The organism is Novosphingobium sp. MBES04, assembly GCF_000813185.1.
GTDB classification, from domain to species: domain Bacteria; phylum Pseudomonadota; class Alphaproteobacteria; order Sphingomonadales; family Sphingomonadaceae; genus Novosphingobium; species Novosphingobium decolorationis.
The window spans coordinates 1515936-1532802 of the sequence record NZ_DF850489.1 but is presented as its reverse complement, the minus strand read 5'-3'; the positions used below and the strand labels follow the sequence as shown (position 1 = coordinate 1532802).

The 16867-nt window shown below is 64.8% G+C and carries 20 protein-coding genes and 1 tRNA gene; 14 read left to right on the top strand and 7 right to left on the bottom strand.

The window, feature by feature from the left end; translation table 11 throughout:
* The first annotated feature begins 36 nt into the window (after positions 1–36).
* From MBENS4_RS20665 to MBENS4_RS20645, 5 genes are all read left to right on the top strand, one after another.
* Positions 37–357, top strand: coding sequence for an AtpZ/AtpI family protein (locus MBENS4_RS20665; RefSeq protein WP_039394305.1), 321 nt, complete (start codon positions 37–39; stop codon positions 355–357).
* Between the two features lie 72 nt (positions 358–429).
* Positions 430–1215: a F0F1 ATP synthase subunit A gene (locus MBENS4_RS20660; RefSeq protein ID WP_039394302.1), complete on the top strand. Its 786-nt coding sequence runs from the start codon at positions 430–432 to the stop codon at positions 1213–1215.
* 52 nt (positions 1216–1267) lie between these two features.
* Positions 1268–1495 (top strand): F0F1 ATP synthase subunit C, encoded by a 228-nt coding sequence (locus MBENS4_RS20655; RefSeq protein WP_039394300.1) that lies wholly within the window; start codon positions 1268–1270, stop codon positions 1493–1495.
* A gap of 111 nt (positions 1496–1606) precedes the next feature.
* Positions 1607–2101: a F0F1 ATP synthase subunit B family protein gene (locus tag MBENS4_RS20650; protein WP_039394297.1), complete on the top strand. Its 495-nt coding sequence runs from the start codon at positions 1607–1609 to the stop codon at positions 2099–2101.
* Complete coding sequence (locus MBENS4_RS20645; protein ID WP_084592266.1) at positions 2094–2675, top strand: F0F1 ATP synthase subunit B family protein; 582 nt, start codon at positions 2094–2096, stop codon at positions 2673–2675. The genes MBENS4_RS20650 and MBENS4_RS20645 overlap by 8 nt, the downstream gene beginning before the upstream one ends.
* A gap of 159 nt (positions 2676–2834) precedes the next feature.
* Here MBENS4_RS20645 and MBENS4_RS20640 read toward each other — a convergent pair whose 3' ends face one another.
* The 5 genes from MBENS4_RS20640 to rpsA all read right to left on the bottom strand — a co-directional run bounded on the left by MBENS4_RS20640 (position 2835) and on the right by rpsA (position 7952).
* Positions 2835–3929: a 5-methyltetrahydropteroyltriglutamate--homocysteine S-methyltransferase gene (locus MBENS4_RS20640; RefSeq protein ID WP_039394294.1), complete on the bottom strand. Its 1095-nt coding sequence runs from the start codon at positions 3927–3929 to the stop codon at positions 2835–2837.
* 484 nt (positions 3930–4413) lie between these two features.
* On the bottom strand, positions 4414–5184 hold the full coding sequence (gloB, locus tag MBENS4_RS20635) for a hydroxyacylglutathione hydrolase (protein ID WP_039394290.1): 771 nt from the start codon (positions 5182–5184) through the stop codon (positions 4414–4416).
* A gap of 83 nt (positions 5185–5267) precedes the next feature.
* Positions 5268–5636 carry a hypothetical protein gene (locus tag MBENS4_RS20630; RefSeq protein WP_039394287.1) on the bottom strand — a complete coding sequence of 123 codons (369 nt, stop codon included), beginning with the start codon at positions 5634–5636 and terminating at the stop codon, positions 5268–5270.
* A gap of 88 nt (positions 5637–5724) precedes the next feature.
* Complete coding sequence (locus MBENS4_RS20625; RefSeq protein WP_144401018.1) at positions 5725–6150, bottom strand: hypothetical protein; 426 nt, start codon at positions 6148–6150, stop codon at positions 5725–5727.
* A 95-nt stretch (positions 6151–6245) separates the two neighbouring features.
* Positions 6246–7952, bottom strand: a complete 1707-nt coding sequence (gene rpsA / locus MBENS4_RS20620; RefSeq protein ID WP_039394280.1) for a 30S ribosomal protein S1 — start codon at positions 7950–7952, stop codon at positions 6246–6248.
* 350 nt (positions 7953–8302) lie between these two features.
* Between rpsA and MBENS4_RS20615 the strand changes: the two genes are divergently transcribed.
* Positions 8303–9331, top strand: a complete 1029-nt coding sequence (locus MBENS4_RS20615; RefSeq protein WP_039394277.1) for an NAD(P)-dependent alcohol dehydrogenase — start codon at positions 8303–8305, stop codon at positions 9329–9331.
* Positions 9332–9419: 88 nt separating this feature from the next.
* On the opposite strand, the gene cmk is transcribed toward MBENS4_RS20615, so the two are convergent.
* Both cmk and aroA read right to left on the bottom strand, forming a co-directional pair.
* Positions 9420–10043 (bottom strand): (d)CMP kinase, encoded by a 624-nt coding sequence (gene cmk / locus MBENS4_RS20610; RefSeq protein WP_039394275.1) that lies wholly within the window; start codon positions 10041–10043, stop codon positions 9420–9422.
* Positions 10040–11392: a 3-phosphoshikimate 1-carboxyvinyltransferase gene (gene aroA / locus MBENS4_RS20605; RefSeq protein WP_039394271.1), complete on the bottom strand. Its 1353-nt coding sequence runs from the start codon at positions 11390–11392 to the stop codon at positions 10040–10042. Before aroA ends, cmk begins: the two co-directional genes overlap by 4 nt.
* A 241-nt stretch (positions 11393–11633) precedes the next feature.
* Between aroA and MBENS4_RS20600 the strand changes: the two genes are divergently transcribed.
* The 8 genes from MBENS4_RS20600 (at position 11634) to MBENS4_RS20565 (ending at position 16821) form a co-directional block, all read left to right on the top strand.
* Positions 11634–11957: an FYDLN acid domain-containing protein gene (locus tag MBENS4_RS20600; protein WP_039394268.1), complete on the top strand. Its 324-nt coding sequence runs from the start codon at positions 11634–11636 to the stop codon at positions 11955–11957.
* Positions 11958–12242: 285 nt separating this feature from the next.
* A tRNA-Ala gene (locus MBENS4_RS20595) sits at positions 12243–12318 on the top strand.
* Positions 12319–12535: 217 nt separating this feature from the next.
* A complete protein-coding gene (gene ffh, locus MBENS4_RS20590; RefSeq protein WP_039394265.1) occupies positions 12536–14005 on the top strand; it encodes a signal recognition particle protein in 1470 nt (489 codons plus the stop codon).
* Positions 14006–14043: 38 nt separating this feature from the next.
* A complete protein-coding gene (gene rpsP, locus MBENS4_RS20585; RefSeq protein WP_039394262.1) occupies positions 14044–14469 on the top strand; it encodes a 30S ribosomal protein S16 in 426 nt (141 codons plus the stop codon).
* Between the two features lie 18 nt (positions 14470–14487).
* A complete protein-coding gene (gene rimM / locus MBENS4_RS20580) occupies positions 14488–14997 on the top strand; it encodes a ribosome maturation factor RimM (RefSeq protein ID WP_039394260.1) in 510 nt (169 codons plus the stop codon).
* Positions 14998–15080: 83 nt separating this feature from the next.
* Positions 15081–15818, top strand: a complete 738-nt coding sequence (gene trmD, locus MBENS4_RS20575; RefSeq protein WP_084592264.1) for a tRNA (guanosine(37)-N1)-methyltransferase TrmD — start codon at positions 15081–15083, stop codon at positions 15816–15818.
* A 4-nt stretch (positions 15819–15822) separates the two neighbouring features.
* Positions 15823–16191 (top strand): 50S ribosomal protein L19, encoded by a 369-nt coding sequence (gene rplS / locus MBENS4_RS20570; protein WP_039394257.1) that lies wholly within the window; start codon positions 15823–15825, stop codon positions 16189–16191.
* Positions 16192–16548: 357 nt separating this feature from the next.
* Positions 16549–16821, top strand: coding sequence for an HU family DNA-binding protein (locus MBENS4_RS20565; protein ID WP_039394254.1), 273 nt, complete (start codon positions 16549–16551; stop codon positions 16819–16821).
* Positions 16822–16867: the final 46 nt, after the last annotated feature.

Below are 16867 nucleotides of genomic sequence, written 5' to 3'. Positions count from 1 at the left end.
GTCACTCGTTCCTGATTGATATAAGGAGCAAAGGACATGAGCGATAAGGACCCCGTCCAAGGCCCTGTTGGCGAGGATGCGCGCATCCGGGCGCTCGACGAGAGGTTGAAGGACCTCCGCGAACGCGAGGAAGTGCGCAACCAGCCGAAAGCAGGCGTGGAAGCCGATGAGAATTACCGCATCGGAAACCGCGTTCTTTCGGAGCTGCTGGGGGGAATTGCAGGTGGCCTGTTCCTGGGGTGGCTCATTGACCATTTCGCAGGTACAAGCCCTTGGGGTCTGTTGGGGATGATGTTCTTCGGAATATTCATTGCCTTCAGGAACATTATCCGGATTACGAACCGGCGCCCGGACTGATCTCTCCATTCTTCGATGGGGCAAGGGGATCAGGCAAGGGCGCTGCCGTTCACAGGCGACAGGGATATTCGCGTGGCAGCCGAAGCGAAGGTCGATCCGATGCACCAGTTCACCATCGAGCCGTTGTTCGGCTCGGGTCACTGGTCCATCGCGGGGTATAATATCGCCTTTACGAACAGTGCGCTCTGGATGGCGATTGCCACCGTGGCGCTTCTCATCTTCGTGGCGGGGGGCTCGAAGCGTCAGCTCGTTCCCGGTCGCTGGCAGATGGCGGTGGAAACCTTCACCGGGTTCGTGGACGGCATGCTGGCCGCCAATGTCGGCCCCAACGGCAAGAAGTATGTCCCGTACATCTTCTCGCTCTTCATGTTCATTCTGTTCGCCAACGTCCTCGGTCTTCTTCCGATCGGCGTCCTGGGCCTGCACGCCTTCACGTTCACCAGCCACTTCTCGGCGACCGGTGTCCTGGCGATCATGTCCTTCGCGATCGTGCTGATCGTTGGCTTTGCGAAGCACAAGCTGCACTTCTTCTCGCTGTTCGTGCCGCACGGTACGCCCGCTGCGATGGTGGTTCCGATCTTCTTCGTCGAACTCGTCTCGTTCCTGGTGCGTCCGTTCAGCCTTGGCCTGCGTCTCTTCGTTGCGATGATGGCCGGCCACGTTCTGCTCGAAGTGCTCTCCAGCTTCGTGATCGACTCGGGCAACGCCAACATCGGCCTCTTCGCCATTGCCGGCCTGCCCAGCTTCATCCTGATGATCGGCATCTGCGCTCTCGAGCTGCTCGTCGCCGGCATCCAGGCCTACGTTTTCGCTCTTCTCACCTGCGTCTATCTCAACGACGCCGAGAATCTTCACTGATCTCAAGTTTTACCGCCTCAAACATTCGGGCATACCAAAGGGAGTTTTTGAAATGGACGCAGAAGCTGCAAAGCTGCTTGGTGCAGGTTTCGCCGCTATCGGTGCTGGTCTCGCCTCGATCGGCGTGGGCAACGTGTTCGCCAAGTTCCTCGAAGGCGCGCTGCGCAACCCGGGTGCTGCCGACGCGCAGCAGGGCCGTCTCTTCATCGGCTTCGCCGGTGCCGAGCTTCTCGGTCTTCTCTCGTTCGTTATCGCGGCTCTGCTGATCTTCGCCGCATAATCGCGGACTGATCCAGACCACACTGATCCGCATCCGGCTGCCCTGACCCTTTGGTAGGGCAGCCGGATCGCGGAACACTTTTTCCGGCCACCTCGACCACAGGGCTGACCCATGCCTCAGATCGAACAGCTTGCCGCAACCTATTCCAGCCAGATCTTCTGGATGCTGGTGTTCTTCGGTTTCACCTTCTTCGTCATCGGACGGGGCATGGTTCCGAAGGTCATGGACACGGTTGCGAAGCGCGACACCCAGATTGCCGACGACCTCCTTGCCGCCGAACGCGCGCGCAAGCAGGCGGATGCCGAAGAGGAATCCTGGCGGGAGCGTGAAAACGCCAACCGCGCCAAGGCCCACGCCCTGATCGCCGAGGCCCGTGCCACGGCCGCGACCGAAACCGAGCAGCGCCTTGCCGCCGCCCAGGTCACGATCGACGGCAAGATCGCCGAAGCCGAGGCTGGCATTGCTGCCGCCCGCAAGGCCGCAGCAGACGAAATCGAAACGGTTGCAGCCGAAGCTGCCCGTGACATCATTGGCCGCGTTGCCGGTCTCTCGCTTGACGAGGGCCAGGTCCGCGCCGCCGTGAAGGAGAACCTGGTCCATGGCTGATACCCCTGCCGTCCAGTCCTCCCTGGAAAACGAAGGCGCGCACGTCGAAGCGGCGGCCGAGACCCACGCGGGTGTCGAGCACCACGCCGAGCCGATGCTGCTGGGCGTAGCCCCGCCGGCCATGGTCGTCAGCGCCTCGATGCTGGTGCTTCTGGGCATCGCTCTGTGGAAGGGCGTTCCCAAGGCGATCGGCCGCGGTCTTGATTCGCGCATCGCGGACATCAAGGCCCAGCTCGAGGAAGCCAAGACCCTGCGCGCCGAGGCCGAAGCCCTGCGCAAGGAGTATGCCGACAAGATCGCCGGTGCCGAAAAGGACGCCGCCGAGATGCTCGAGCATGCGCGCAAGGAAGCGATCGCCATCGTTGCCAAGGCCGAAACCGATACGGCGGACGTCATTGCCCGCCGCGAGAAGATGGCCGAAGACAAGATCGGTGCTGCCCAGCTTGCGGCCGTTGCGGACCTTCGCGCCGTTGCGGCCGACGCAGCGACGGCAGCTGCCCGTGGCCTCATTGCGGGCAATCACTCGGCCGATGCCGACAAGGTTCTCGTCAACCAGGCGATTTCCGGGATCTGATCGTCTCCGGACGTCTCCGGAGGCCTTGCGATAATCCAACCACGAAAAAAGCCCCTGCCGTTTGGCGGGGGCTTTTTTCGTGTGCATGGGAGATGTCTCCCGAGGACAACGCGCGTGCGGCGCGCCAGTCCGAAGACCGGCGCGCAACACATTGTTGGATCAGGCTTCGCCCCAGATGTCCTGGGCGACGTTGACCACGAGTTCCAGCTTGCGGCGCTGGTCATCGACGGTCAGCGAGTTGCCGTGCTCGGTCGAGGAGAAACCGCACTGCGGTGCGATGCCGAGCTGGTCGATGTCGACGAACTTGCTGGCCGCTTCGAACTGGCGCTTGATGTCGTCCATCGATTCCAGTTCGGGCGTCTTGGTGGTGATGAAACCGGCCATGATGCGCTTGTCGCCCTTGGGCAGGAGCGCGAGCGGCTCGAGGCCACCGGCACGTTCGGTGTCGTATTCCATGAAGTAGATGTCGACATCGGTGCCGTTGAAGATGGCATCGGCCGCCGCATCGTAGCCGCCGGTCGCCGCGTAGGTCGAACGGAAGTTGCCGCGGCACATGTGCATGCCGATGGTCATGTCCGACGGACGGTCCTTGATCGCCTCGTTCAGCATCCAGGCGTAGTCGGTGATGAGCTGGTCGGGATCTTGGCCCATCGCCAGACGCTGTTCGCGCTGCTTGGGGTCGGCGAGGTAGGCGAAGAAGATGTCGTCCATCTGCAGGTAGCGGCAGCCAGCGGCGTAGTAGGCCTCGACGGCGGCCTTGTAGGTCGCGGCGATGTCGGCCATCAGCACCTTCTGATCACGGTACTTCTCGGGCAGCACGTCCGAGGGGTCGGTGCGGAAGTGCACGGCCGAGGGGCCGGGGATCGAGATCTTCGGGCAGACCGTGGTGTGGTCCTTCACGAAGGTGAAGTGTTCGAGCATCGGGTGATCGGCCGGGAAGCCCAGCGTGTCGGTGATGGTCGGGCGGATCGGGGGCAGGTCGACGCCGTGGAACTTCACGCCTTCGTCGCGCGTGCGCAGTTCCATGCCATCAAGCATGCCCATGAAGTCGAAGTGCCAGAACGCGCGGCGCGCTTCACCGTCGGTGACGACCTTGAGGCCGACGTCTTCCTGCATCTTGATCAGGTCGGGGATGGTCGCGTCTTCGGCGGCGCGCAGGATCGCGGCGTCGGCACCTTCGGCGCGGGCCTTGGCGACGGGCTCGGGGCGAAGCAGGCTGCCGACGTGGTCGGCGCGAAAGCGGGGTTTGGACATGGACGTATGACCCTTCTTGCTGGTCCGTTGTGCGTGCGGCGAGGGGCCACACGCCTGTTCTGGCTCCGGCGGGCTGGGGCGTGTGCGGAGTGTCGGAGGAAGGCGTGGTTCCTTGGGGAAGGCCAGCCCTGCTCCGCATCCGCAGGGCTCCTTGTGTCCCGGCGCGGTTCGTAGTTTCGTGGTCGCGAGCCGGGCATGCTGCACTGCAGCGCCATGAACCGCGACACCTGCCTTAGAGCGCAGCGATGCGGCACCGTCAAGGCGGATATAAAGAGTTCTTTATATGTGTTCTGCGGGCGGGGTCATAGCGCGGAGGCCCCTGAAACTTCGTCGTTTCCGTATACTCACTGCCGGGGCGCGGGCTCCAGTGCGGGCGTACTGGCGCGGCCATGTGCGCTGTCCTGCGGAGCGAGCCTTCCTCGGCTTCACGGACGGTTGAGGCAGGCTTGGGCGGGCGCTTGCGTATGGGCCCGCCCACCCGGGCTCAGAAGTTGTCCTTGGCGGCGCGCAGGGCGGCAAAGGTCGCGACCGGGTCGCCCATGTGGCCGTCGGGAGCCCAGCGGGCGGAAAGATCCGCATCGTCGGCGCGCAGGAAGGGGTTGGTCGCAAGTTCGCGCTGGAGCTTCGTCGGCACGGTCGGGAGGCCCTCGGCGCGCCAGCGGGCGATGTCCTCGCCATAGGCGGCAAGTTCGGCGTTGTCGGGATCGGCGTGAAGCGCGAACTTGAGATTCGCCTCGGTGTATTCGTGGGCACAGTAGATCAGCGTGTCGGCCGGAAGCGCCTTGATTCGCTTGAGGCTGGTCCAGAACTGTTCGGGGCTGCCCTCGAACATGCGCCCGCAGCCCAGCGCGAAGAGGCTGTCGCCCACGAAAGCCATGCGCGCGCCGGCAAGCCAGTAGGCGCAGTGGCCCAGCGTATGGCCGCCCACGTCGAGGACCTTGCCCTCGCGGTCGCCGATCGTGACGATGTCGCCCTGCTTCACCATCCGGTCGACGCCCTCGATCTTGCCCGCATCGCCTTCGGGCGCGGTGATCGTGCAATTGGTGGCGGCCTTGATCGCCATGTTTCCGCCCGCGTGGTCGGGGTGCCAGTGGGTGTTCCAGATCTGGGTGATCTGCCAGCCCTTCTGGCCCGCCTGTTTCAGGTATTCCTCGGCATCGGGCGTGTCGATGCACACCGTTTCGCCGTAGGCGCTGTCGTGCAGCAGGTAGCCGTAGTTGTCGTTCAGGCACGGAAACTGGTGAACTTCGAGCATGGCGCTCCTTTCTCCTTGCATGGTCTTGAGTCTAGGCAAAGGGTCCCAAGTGTCAAAGGAAGTCGGGACCTGGTAGCTTTGTCTCAGTGCACCGGGCGGCGCAGCACCAGCAGAATGGCGAGCGCGCCGATCAGGAGGACGGAGGCAACCGCCTGCGTCTGGAAGCTGATGTAGTGCACATAGCGGCTGATGAAGAACACGCAGACGAGCGAGCCCGCCACGACCGCCGAGATGTGCCCGAGGATCGACATCGGCGCGCGTTCCTCGGGTGTCATGGCGCGTGCCGTGCGCAAGGCGAGGACGAGCGCGAGCGCTTCCAGCCCCGCGACGAGCGCAAAGGCGGTTGGCGGCAGGAAGGCGGTGACGATGGCGAGGGCGACGAAGAGGGCGCCCACGCGGTCGCGCCGGGCCTGGAGGAGTGTGCCGAGCGGGCTCTTGCGGGGATGGCTCATGAGGCTGCGTTAGGCCAGCCGGCATGGGAAGGCAAATGTCCGGGGCACACGTTTGAACCGTGTTTGTGGCGGTGTCGCAGACCTGACTTCAGGCTTTGGGGATGGTGGTCGGGGGACCGGCTCGGTCACGTGGCGAAGCGGCCAGTTCGAGCGCCGCGCTCACGCCGACCAGGGGCATGAAGCCCATCGGGGGAATGCGCTCTTCCCCAAGGAACTGATCCCAGGCCCAGATGAGGAAGAGAGCCAACGTTGCCGCCAGGATGAGGCGGTATGACAGGGGCCAGGCCGCGCGCGCGACGGTGGCCACAGCGCCGGGGCCTGTACCGCTCATGCAGAGTGCCTGCACAAGGGTGACGAGACCGGCCACGATCCACAGGGCATATCCTGCGGCGCTCGTCGCATGCGGGCGGCCAAGCAGGGCGTAACCCATGGCAAATGCACACCAACCAACGAGCATCAGCGCGATGGCAAGGCCGTAGCGGCCAAAAAGGTTCACGGTCGCGGCTCGGGTCATGCCGGGCAGGGTAATCGCGCAAACGCAAAAGCCCGCCCGGATCGCTCCGGGCGGGCTCTTGGTGATTTCAGCTTCGGTGAGGCTGAAAGGTCCGATTAACGGCCCTTCAGAGCTTCGCCGAGGATGTCGCCGAGCGAAGCGCCCGAGTCCGACGAACCGTACTGCTCCACCGCTTCCTTCTCTTCGGCCAGCTGACGGGCCTTGACCGAGAAGTTCGGCTTCTTGGAACGGTCGAAACCGGTGACCATCGCGTCGAGCTTCTGGCCGACCTGGAAGCGGTCGGGGCGCTGCTCGTCGCGGTCACGGCCGAGGTCCGAGCGCTTGATGAAGCCGGTCGCGCCGTCTTCGCCAGCCTGGACTTCGAGACCGCCGTCGCGGACTTCGAGGACGGTGACGGTGACGGTTTCACCACGGCGCAGCGAGCTGCCACCGGTGACCGTGCCGCCAGCGGCCGGAGCGCCACGCTCGAGCTGCTTCATGCCGAGGCTGATGCGTTCCTTGTCGACGTCGACGTCGAGAACCACGGCCTGGACGACCTCACCCTTGCGGTGCAGGGCCAGGGCGTCTTCACCCGAGATGCCCCATGCGATGTCGGACATGTGGACCATGCCGTCGACGTCGCCATCGAGGCCGATGAACAGACCGAATTCGGTCGCGTTCTTGACTTCGCCTTCGACGGTCGAGCCAACCGGGTGACGCTCTGCAAAGCCTTCCCAGGGGTTCTGCTGAGCCTGCTTGAGGCCGAGCGAGATACGACGCTTGTCGGAGTCGACCTCGAGAACCATGACTTCGACTTCCTGCGAGGTCGAAACGATCTTGCCCGGGTGGACGTTCTTCTTGGTCCAGGACATTTCCGAAACGTGGACCAGGCCTTCGATGCCCGGCTCCAGCTCCACGAAGGCGCCGTATTCGGTGATGTTGGTGACCGTGCCCGAGAGCTTCGCGCCGACCGGGTACTTGACCGCTGCGCCTTCCCAGGGATCGCTTTCCAGCTGCTTCATGCCGAGGCTGATGCGCTGGGTGTCCTGGTTGATGCGGATGATCTGGACGGTGACGGTGTCGCCGATGGCGATCACTTCGCTCGGGTGGTTGACGCGCTTGTAGCTCATGTCGGTGACATGGAGCAGGCCGTCGATACCGCCGAGGTCAACGAACGCACCGTAGTCGGTGATGTTCTTGACGACGCCGTCGATGACCTGGCCTTCGCTCAGCTTGTCGATGAGCTCGCTGCGCTGCTCGGCGCGGGTCTCTTCGAGGACGGCGCGGCGCGACACGACGATGTTGCCACGGCGACGGTCCATCTTGAGGATCTGGAAGGGCTGGGGCACGTCCATCAGCGGGGTGACGTCGCGCACGGGGCGGATGTCGACCTGCGAGCCGGGGAGGAAGGCCACGGCGCCGTCGAGGTCGACGGTGAAGCCGCCCTTGACGCGGCCGAAGATCACGCCTTCGACGCGCTTGCCTTCACCGAATTCGTTCTCGAGCTTGTCCCAGGCGGCTTCGCGGCGAGCGCGGTCGCGCGACAGCATCGCTTCGCCGTCGGCGTTCTCGACGCGGTCGACGTAGACTTCGACTTCGTCGCCGACCTTGAGGCCGTGCTCGTCTTCACCGCGCGCGAATTCGCGCAGCGGCACGCGGCCTTCGCTCTTGAGGCCTACGTCGATGACGGCCTTGTCGTTCTCGATTGCGGTGATCGTGCCCTTGACGACGCGGCCTTCGAAGCCGTCGTCAGCAACGCCACCGAGCTGCTCGTCGAGCATAGCCGCGAAATCGTCGCGGGTCGGATTGGCAGAAGTAGCCATTAAGAGGTTATCCTCAGATTGTACGTTTTTCCGGCCAGGCGGTTGTTTCCGCCGGTCTTTCTCCGCCATCCGCACCATTGCATCGGCGGGCCAAAAGGGCCGAACTGCCATGCAGGCCGGATACCTGCACAGCGCTCTTGGAGCCGACTGAACGGCCCCTCGAACCGGCGCGCCTACGCGCGTGGGGCGGGAAATGCAAGGGAAATGGCGGGGTATGCGGGGGAGGGCGCAAATTTCCTGCGTGAGGGCGCTGGCGGGCCGGTTTCGCTTGATGTCTGTCAATTCATCGGAACGCGATCGGGCCTAAGTCGTTGAATAGCTGCAAACATGATACGATCTGGAGAATTGCCATGAGAGCCGTGCGCTTCATCGAGGGCGGCCGCCCGCCGGAAATCGTCGACATCGCGAAGCCCGAGCCGGGGCCCGGGGAAGTCCTCCTGCGGATCGGCGGCGCGGGTGTCTGCCACTCCGACCTTCACGTCCTCGATGGCGAGGTGCCGTTCAAGGGGCCCTTCACGCTTGGCCATGAGAACGCAGGCTGGATCGAGGCGCTGGGACAGGGCGTCACGGGCTGGAAGGAGGGCGACGCGGTCGCTGTCTACGGCCCCTGGGGCTGCGGTTCGTGCCACCACTGCCAGACCTCGGCGGAGAATTACTGCGAGAATCACGCCAGCCTGCCGACCTTCGGTGGTGGCCTGGGCTCCGATGGTGGCATGGCCGAGTACATGATCGTGCCCGATCCGCGCCTGCTGGTGCCGCTGGGCGATCTCGATCCGGCGCAGGCCGCACCGCTCAGCGATGCCGCTCTGACGCCCTATCACGCGATCCGAGCTGCGCAGGCCAAGCTGACGCCCGATGCGACCGTGCTCGTCACCGGCATCGGCGGGCTTGGGCAGATGGCGCTCCAGATCCTGAAGGCCACCTGCTCCTCGCGAATCGTGGCGGCCGATATCAGCGCAGACAAGCTGGAGACAGCCCGCAAGCTGGGCGCGGATGTGGTCGTCAATTCCGGTTCGAAGAGCGCCGAGGAGGAGATCCGTGATCTCGTCGGCGGGCGCGGCGTCACGGTGGCGCTCGACTTCGTGGGGGCGCAGGCGACGATCGACCTGGCGAGTTCGCTGATCGGGCGCGACAGCCGCCTCACGATCGTGGGGCTGGCGGGCGGAACGCTCAGCTACAATGCGAACACCATGCCCTATGGATCGCAGGTCATGGTTCCCTATTGGGGCACGCGGGCTGAACTGATCGAGGTCATCGCGCTGGCCCGCAGCGGGCAGATCAAGGCCGATATCGAAACGCACGACCTTGATGAGGCCGTCAAGGTCTATGACCGGCTGCGCGAGGGCAAGGTGCCGGGGCGCGCGGTGCTGGTACCCTGATCCGGCGAACGAGGTCGAAACATGAAGAAGGGGCCGCAAGTGCTATACTTGCGGCCCCTTCTTCATGTTCTGTGTGATAGGGTGGGCGTTATCCCGCGCGGAAAGCCTCGACCGCGGCAATGGCAGCCGCGATAGCTTCCTCGCGGCGCAGGTCCGAGGTGTCGATCTCGACCGCGCCCTCGGCAATCACCAGCGGAGCGTCCTTGCGGCCCCGGTCGCGTTCGTCGCGCGCGGCGAGGTCGGCGGCAATGTCCTCGAGGGTGACGTCGCGGTTCTGCTCCTGCATTTCCAGGAAACGGCGCTGCGCGCGGGCCTCGACGCTGGCGGTAACGAAGAGCTTGGCCTCGGCCTCGGGCGCGATGACGCTGGCGATGTCGCGCCCGTCGAGGACCGCGCCGCCCGGCTGCGTGGCAAAGCTGCGCTGGCGTTCATAGAGCGCCTGGCGCACGGGCGGGTGGATCGAGACGCGGCTTGCCAGCCCCCCGGTCACCTCCGAGCGAAGCTCCGGGTCGGCCAGCAGGTCGTCGGGGAACGCACAGGCCGCCAGCGCGTCCTCGGCGCTGTCGGGATTGCCTCCGTTCTTCGCGCACTGACGCCCGACCGCGCGGTAGAGCAGGCCCGTGTCGAGATGCGGCAGGCTGTAGTGCGCGGCCAGGGCCTTGGCGATGGTGCCCTTGCCCGAGGCGGTGGGGCCGTCGACGGCGATGATCATGCGACAAGTCCTTCGAGCATCGATTCGAACACCGGGAAGCTGGTGGCAATGGGGCGGGTGTCGTCGACGAGCACGCCGTCCCGGCTTGCCAGGCCCGCTACGGCCATCGACATGGCAATCCGGTGGTCGAGGTGCGTGGCGATTTCGATCCCTGCACGGGTGCCGGGAAGGGGCTTGCCGCCGGTGCCGGTGATGACCAGGCCGTCCTCGCGCTCTTCCAGCGTGGCGCCAGCGGCGGTGAGCGCGCTCGCCATGACCGCAAGGCGGTCCGATTCCTTGACGCGCAGTTCGTCGAGCCCACTTGTCGTCGTCACACCCTCGGCAACCGAGGCGGCGACGAACAGGGCGGGGAACTCGTCGATCATGCTCGGCGCCACGGCGGGGTCGACTTCGATGCCCTTGAGCGCGGAGTGGCGCACATGCAGGTCGGCAACCGGCTCGCCGCCAACGTCGCGTTCGTCGAGCTTCTCGATCTGGCCGCCCATTGCAATGAGTACGTCGACAAGGCCAGCGCGCGTGGGATTGAGGCCCACGTTCTCGATCACGACATCGCTGCCCGGCGTGATGAGCGCGGCAACGAGGAAGAAGGCTGCCGAGGAGGGGTCGCCCGGGACCTCGATGGTCTGGGGCTTGAGTTCCGCTTCGCCGGTGAGGGTGATGATGCGCGTGCCGTCGGGCTGTGTTTCCACCTCAAGCTCGGCGCCGAAGCCCTTGAGCATGCGCTCGGAATGGTCGCGGGTGGGGACAGGCTCGATGACGGTGGTCTTGCCGGGCGTGTTGAGGCCGGCCAGCAGGATCGCGCTCTTCACCTGCGCTGAGGCGACGGGCAGCGTGTAGGTGATCGGCACGGCAGGGCTTGCGCCGCGCACGATGAGAGGCAGGCGCCCGCCTTCGCTTGCCTCGAAGCTGGCGCCCATCTGCGAGAGAGGAGTGATCACCCGGTTCATCGGACGTTTGGAGAGCGAATCATCGCCCGTGAAGCTGACGTTGATCGGGTGGCTGGCGACAAGCCCCATGAGCAGCCGGGTCGAGGTTCCCGAATTGCCCATGTCGAGCGGGCCCTGGGGCTGGAGGAGCGCGCCCACGCCCACGCCGCTGACCGTCCAGGCGCCTTCGCCCGTGCGCTCGACGGTCGCGCCCATGGCGCGCATCGCCGCGGCTGTGGCGAGAACGTCCTCGCCTTCCAGAAGGCCGGTGACCTTGGTTTCGCCGACCGCGAGCGCGCCCAGCATGATCGAGCGATGGCTGATCGACTTGTCGCCGGGCACGCGAGTGCGGCCCTTGAGCGGGCCTTGCGCGGTGAAACGGCGCGGAGTGGCAGAGGCGGCGTCGTGGGCAGAGGAAGTCACGGGCAGGGCGTCTTTCTGGGCTAGGCGAAGGGCGGAAAATCGCGGCGGCTTTTGACAGCGGCAGCGGCCCATGGCAAGGCGCGCGCCTGATGTGGCTTCAATGCCTGATCGTGCGCCCTGCCTGCCGGCCCTTGTGCCGGTTCGTGCGTGGGTGCTTGATCTTGAAGCGGGGCCTTTCCATCATATAACGGATTTTTCCAGCGCCCGTGTCTTCGCGGGTCGCCCAAGACGAGGACATTTCATGGCCAAACCTGAATGGGGCGCCAAGCACGGCTGCCCGAAATGCGGCACCCGTTTCTACGACCTGGGCAAGGACGACCCGGTGACCTGCATCGAATGCGGCCACACCTGGACGCCCGAGCCGGTGCTCAAGTCCAAGCAGCCGATCCCCTATGAGGAAGCGGAAAAGAAGGAAAAGGTCGAGGAGCAGGACAACGACCTGGCCGATGACGATCTCGACATCGATGACGACGGCGATTCGCCGGACAACGATGTGGACCTGGGTGGCGATGACGACCTGGGCATCTCGAGCGGCGGCGACGACGACGACGATCGCGACGAGTAAGGCGCGCTCCCCGGGGGCCTCCCGGGAGCAGGTGGGTCGATGCCCCGCATAAGGGGGCATCGGCCGGCAGGCGCCGGTCACCCGGCGCGGCAAGGTTGGGCGCCAATGGCCAGGCAAGGGCTTGGAATTGGCGCAAATTCTAGCTTGAGCAGAAAAATTTCATTTTTTTGAAAAAAGTTCTTGCCAGCCTGACCGACCTACCCTAGATGGCGCTTCACCGGACGGGGCGACGCTCCAAACGGTAACACAGACCGGCCTTCCCAGACCGGTTTTTCGAAATGGCACGGGGCCTTAGCTCAGCTGGGAGAGCGCTACAATGGCATTGTAGAGGTCAGCGGTTCGATCCCGCTAGGCTCCACCATTTCCCACCAGATGCCGCTTCTCGCAAGAGGGCGGCTTCTGTTGTATCAGTTTCGCGCGATGTGCGTACCACGCTGGTTGACGAGGTTTCGTCCGCCGGCGTTTTTCGCGTACTGTCCCGCATGCGTCGGTCGGCGAGGTTTCGCCCACCGGCGTTTTTGGCGTTCGATAGGCCTCGTCGCTGTGCAAGGCGGGGCCTGTCAAAGAGGAGCAAGGTCATGTTCGACAGCCTTTCCGATCGTCTCGGCGGTGTGTTCGACAAGCTGCGTGGCCGCGGCGCGCTCAAGGAGCAGGATGTCCGCGACGCCATGCGCGAGGTGCGCATCGCGCTGCTCGAGGCCGACGTTGCTCTTCCCGTCGTGCGCCGCTTCGTCGATCGCGTTACCGAAAAGGCCATTGGCCAGTCGGTGCTGCGTTCGGTCACGCCCGGCCAGCAGGTCGTCAAGATCGTCAACGACGAACTGATCGAGACCCTGGGCGGCGATGTGACGCCCGAACTGGACCTTGCCGCCAGCCCGCCCGTCGTCATCATGATGGTCGGTCTGCAGGGCTCGGGCAAGACCACCAGCACGGCGAAGATTTCCAAGCTTCTCAAGGACAAGCAGGGCAAGAAGGTCATGATGGCCTCGCTGGACGTGAACCGTCCGGCCGCCCAGGAGCAGCTCAAGGTCCTGGGTGAGCAGACCGGCGTTGCCACGCTTCCCATCATTGCCGGCCAGCAGCCGACCGAAATCGCCACCCGCGCGATGCAGGCCGCCAAGCTGCAGGCCGTCGATGTCCTCATGCTCGACACCGCGGGCCGTCTCCACGTCGACCAGCAGTTGATGGACGAGATGAAGGCGGTGGCCGCCATCGCCACCCCGCGCGAGACACTGCTCGTCGTCGACTCGCTGACGGGTCAGGACGCGGTCAACGTCGCGCAGAGCTTTGCGGGCGAAGTCGACCTTACCGGTGTCGTGCTGACCCGCATGGACGGCGATGCGCGCGGCGGTGCGGCGCTTTCCATGCGTGCGGTCACCGGCAAGCCCATCAAGTTTGCCGGTACCGGCGAAAAGATGGACGCGATCGAGGTCTTCCACCCGAGCCGTGTTGCCAACCGTATCCTCGGCATGGGCGACATCGTTTCGATGGTCGAGAAGGCCGCCGAAGCGGTCAAGGTCGAGGAGGCCGAAGAACTCGCCAAGCGCATGGAGCAGGGCAAGTTCGATCTCAACGACCTGCGCACCCAGCTTCGTCAGATGCAGAACATGGGCGGCCTCGGCATGCTGGCGGGCATGATGCCCGGCATGAAGAAGGCCAAGGCCGCGATGGCCGCCTCGAACATGGACGACAAGGTGCTGCTGCGCATGGAGGCGATCATCGGCTCCATGACCAAGAAGGAGCGGGCCAATCCCGCGCTTCTCAACGCCAAGCGCAAGATCCGCGTCGCCAACGGCTCGGGCACCCAGGTCCAAGACGTCAACAAGGTGCTCAAGATGCACCAGGAGATGTCCAAGGCCATGAAGCAGATCAAGAAGATGGGCGGCCTCAAGGGGCTGGCCGCGATGTTCGGCAAGGGTGGTCTCGATGCCGCGATGCCCGGCCTGGGCGGCCAGGGTCTGGGCGGCGGAGCCAAGGGCGGCTTGCCCGGGCTCGGCGGACCGGGCGGAGCCGGTGGTCCGGACCTCAGCAAGTTTCTGAAGAAATAATTCCAAACATTTGTAAGATTTAGAAGAAAGGTAATCTCATGGCAGTTTCGATCCGTCTGTCGCGCGGTGGTGCGAAGAAGCGTCCCTACTACAAGATCGTCGTCGCCAACGCGACCGCACCGCGCGACGGCAAGTACCTGGAGCAGATCGGCACCTACAACCCGCTCCTCGCCAAGGACGACGAGAACCGCGTGAAGATCAACGGCGAGCGCGCTTCGTACTGGCTCTCCGTCGGCGCGCAGCCGACCGACCGCGTTGCACGCATGTTCGACAAGGCCGGCATCAAGGAGCGTCAGGCGACCAACAACCCCAAGAAGGGTGAGCCGGGCGACAAGGCCAAGGAACGCGCCGAGGAAAAGGCCGAGAAGGCTCGCGAAGCTGCTGAGGCTGCTGCTGCCGCTTCGGCCGCTCCCGCCGAGGAAGCTCCGGCTGCCGAAGCCACCGAGGAATCGACCGAGGCGTAAGCCTTCGGGACACGGCATATGGCACACGACACGTCCGTCACCCTGGCCGCCGTCACCGGCGCGCACGGGGTGACGGGTGAAGTCCGCCTCAAGCTGTTCGGGGAAGGCGTGGCGGCGCTCAAGCGCTACCGCGCCTTCAACGATTCGGCCCTGACGCTCAAGAAGCTCAAGGACGACGGCAAGGGCGGGGCTATCGCCCGTTTCGAGGAAGTGACCGACCGTACCGCGGCCGAAAAGCTGCGCGGCACCGTCCTCACCGTTCCGCGCGCCGAGATGCCCGAGCTGGCGGACGGCGAATATTACCACGCCGACCTTATCGGTCTTCCCGCTGTCTCCGACACGGGCGAGGCCCTTGGCCGCGTCATTGCGGTCGAGAATTTCGGCGCGGGCGACGTGCTCGAGATCGAGCGTGCCGAGCGCGACGAGAAGGGCCGCATCCAGCGCTTCATGGTGCCCATGACCGAGGCCGCTGTGCCTTCGTGGGACGCCGAGAAGCTGGTGGTAACGGCCGCGTTCGCCGAGGATTGACCCCGGAGCCGAGCCGCCGCTGGCCGGGCATGGCCGTAAGCGGGCGGCTACGTGCATATCTTTGAATAGGAAGGCGTGCTCTCGTGACGTTCGCGGCCACCGTTCTCACACTCTATCCCGACATGTTCCCCGGGCCCCTGGGCATCAGCCTGGCGGGCCGTGCGCTCGAGCGCGGGGACTGGTCGATGGACGCGGTGCAGATCCGTGATTTCGCGACCGACAAGCATCGCACGGTCGATGATACGCCCGCAGGCGGCGGGGCGGGCATGGTGCTCAAGGTCGACGTGCTCGCGAGCGCGATCGACCACGCCCGGGCCACCAATCCGGGCGCGCCCGTGCTGGCGATGACGCCGCGCGGCACGCCGATCTCGCAGGAACGCGTTCGCGAGCTCGCGGCAGGTCCCGGCGCGATCATCCTGTGCGGCCGTTTCGAGGGCTTTGACGAGCGCATCTTCGAGGGCCGCGAGGTCGAGGAGATCTCGGTCGGCGATATCGTCCTGTCGGGCGGCGAATGCGCGGCTCTCATGGTACTGGACGCTTGCATTCGCCTGCTTCCCGGCGTAATGGGCGCGGCTTCCAGCGGTACCGAGGAATCGTTCGAGGACGGCCTTCTCGAGTACCCGCACTATACCCGACCCGTCGAATGGGAAGGGCGCACGATCCCTGAAGTGCTGCGATCGGGGGATCATGCGAAGATCGCAGCCTGGCGTAAGACCCAGGCGGAAGATCACACACGGTCACGCAGGCCGGACCTTTGGGAACGTCATGTCGACGTTCGGGACCGTCTGCCTCTGATGCGCGGCAAAAAGACGAAGGACTAGGTTCATGAACCTGATTCAGCAGATCGAGGCCGAGGAAATTGCCAAGGCCGCCAAGGAAATCCCGACCTTCCGCGCCGGTGACACCGTCAAGGTTGGTGTGAAGGTTGTCGAAGGCACCCGTACCCGCGTCCAGAACTTCGAAGGCGTCGTGATCGCGCGTTCGAACCGTGGCATGGGTTCGAACTTCACCGTTCGCAAGATGAGCTTCGGTGAAGGCGTGGAGCGCGTATTCCCGCTCTACTCGCCCAACATCGACAGCATCACCGTCGTTCGCCGCGGTATCGTGCGTCGTGCCAAGCTGTACTACCTGCGTGGTCGTACCGGTAAGCGCGCCCGCATCGCCGAGCGTCGCGACGTGCGCACCGAAGGCTAATTCGGTCACATTCGTCCACGGCTCTGGCCTGGGACGGCAATCAGGCGGTTCGCATGCGAGCCGCCTTTTTTGTCCCCGGCGCAGGCGCTTGGGCAACCGGCAAATCCATGCAGTCACCGCATTGTCGCGTTCCCCGCGCAAATCCGGCGAATTTGCATGCGGGGCCGTGGCGCAAGTCCATGCTGCACTGCACAACGTGCTTCTGCGTCTAAAATGGCGGAAAAACACGATAAACCGCGCTTTTTTGCCCGGTTTAGGCTTTGACAGCGTGACCAAAAACCGCTCAATTCCGTCTCCTCTTACGAGGCGAATCCAGCTTCCCATCACATCCTGTTCCACTGAAAGGTAGGGGGTATAATGAACAAGAACGATCTCATCAGCGCTGTCGCGGAAACCAGCGGTCTGACCCGCAACGATGCGACCAAGGCTGTCGAAGGCGTGTTCGACGCCATCACCGGCGCGCTGAAGAAGGGCGACGAAGTGCGCCTCGTCGGCTTCGGCACCTTCTCGGTTGCCAAGCGCAAGGCCTCGACCGGCCGCAACCCGCGCACCGGCGAGCCGATGGAAATCGCGGCTTCGTCGCAGCCCAAGTTCAAGGCCGGCAAGGGCCTCAAGGACGCCGTCAACTAAGACGTCCTTCAAGGGCCCGTAACGCCTCACGGGCCTTGTGAACGCA

Coding starts and splice junctions, on each gene's coding strand:
- MBENS4_RS20665 (WP_039394305.1), top strand. CDS start 37: ATGAGCGATAAGGACCCCGTCCAAGGCCCTGTTGGCGAGGATGCGCGC.
- MBENS4_RS20655 (WP_039394300.1), top strand. CDS start 1,268: ATGGACGCAGAAGCTGCAAAGCTGCTTGGTGCAGGTTTCGCCGCTATC.
- MBENS4_RS20650 (WP_039394297.1), top strand. CDS start 1,607: ATGCCTCAGATCGAACAGCTTGCCGCAACCTATTCCAGCCAGATCTTC.
- MBENS4_RS20645 (WP_084592266.1), top strand. CDS start 2,094: ATGGCTGATACCCCTGCCGTCCAGTCCTCCCTGGAAAACGAAGGCGCG.
- MBENS4_RS20640 (WP_039394294.1), bottom strand. CDS start 3,929: ATGTCCAAACCCCGCTTTCGCGCCGACCACGTCGGCAGCCTGCTTCGC.
- gloB (WP_039394290.1), bottom strand. CDS start 5,184: ATGCTCGAAGTTCACCAGTTTCCGTGCCTGAACGACAACTACGGCTAC.
- MBENS4_RS20630 (WP_039394287.1), bottom strand. CDS start 5,636: ATGAGCCATCCCCGCAAGAGCCCGCTCGGCACACTCCTCCAGGCCCGG.
- MBENS4_RS20625 (WP_144401018.1), bottom strand. CDS start 6,150: ATGACCCGAGCCGCGACCGTGAACCTTTTTGGCCGCTACGGCCTTGCC.
- rpsA (WP_039394280.1), bottom strand. CDS start 7,952: ATGGCTACTTCTGCCAATCCGACCCGCGACGATTTCGCGGCTATGCTC.
- MBENS4_RS20615 (WP_039394277.1), top strand. CDS start 8,303: ATGAGAGCCGTGCGCTTCATCGAGGGCGGCCGCCCGCCGGAAATCGTC.
- cmk (WP_039394275.1), bottom strand. CDS start 10,043: ATGATCATCGCCGTCGACGGCCCCACCGCCTCGGGCAAGGGCACCATC.
- MBENS4_RS20600 (WP_039394268.1), top strand. CDS start 11,634: ATGGCCAAACCTGAATGGGGCGCCAAGCACGGCTGCCCGAAATGCGGC.
- ffh (WP_039394265.1), top strand. CDS start 12,536: ATGTTCGACAGCCTTTCCGATCGTCTCGGCGGTGTGTTCGACAAGCTG.
- rpsP (WP_039394262.1), top strand. CDS start 14,044: ATGGCAGTTTCGATCCGTCTGTCGCGCGGTGGTGCGAAGAAGCGTCCC.
- rimM (WP_039394260.1), top strand. CDS start 14,488: ATGGCACACGACACGTCCGTCACCCTGGCCGCCGTCACCGGCGCGCAC.
- rplS (WP_039394257.1), top strand. CDS start 15,823: ATGAACCTGATTCAGCAGATCGAGGCCGAGGAAATTGCCAAGGCCGCC.
- MBENS4_RS20565 (WP_039394254.1), top strand. CDS start 16,549: ATGAACAAGAACGATCTCATCAGCGCTGTCGCGGAAACCAGCGGTCTG.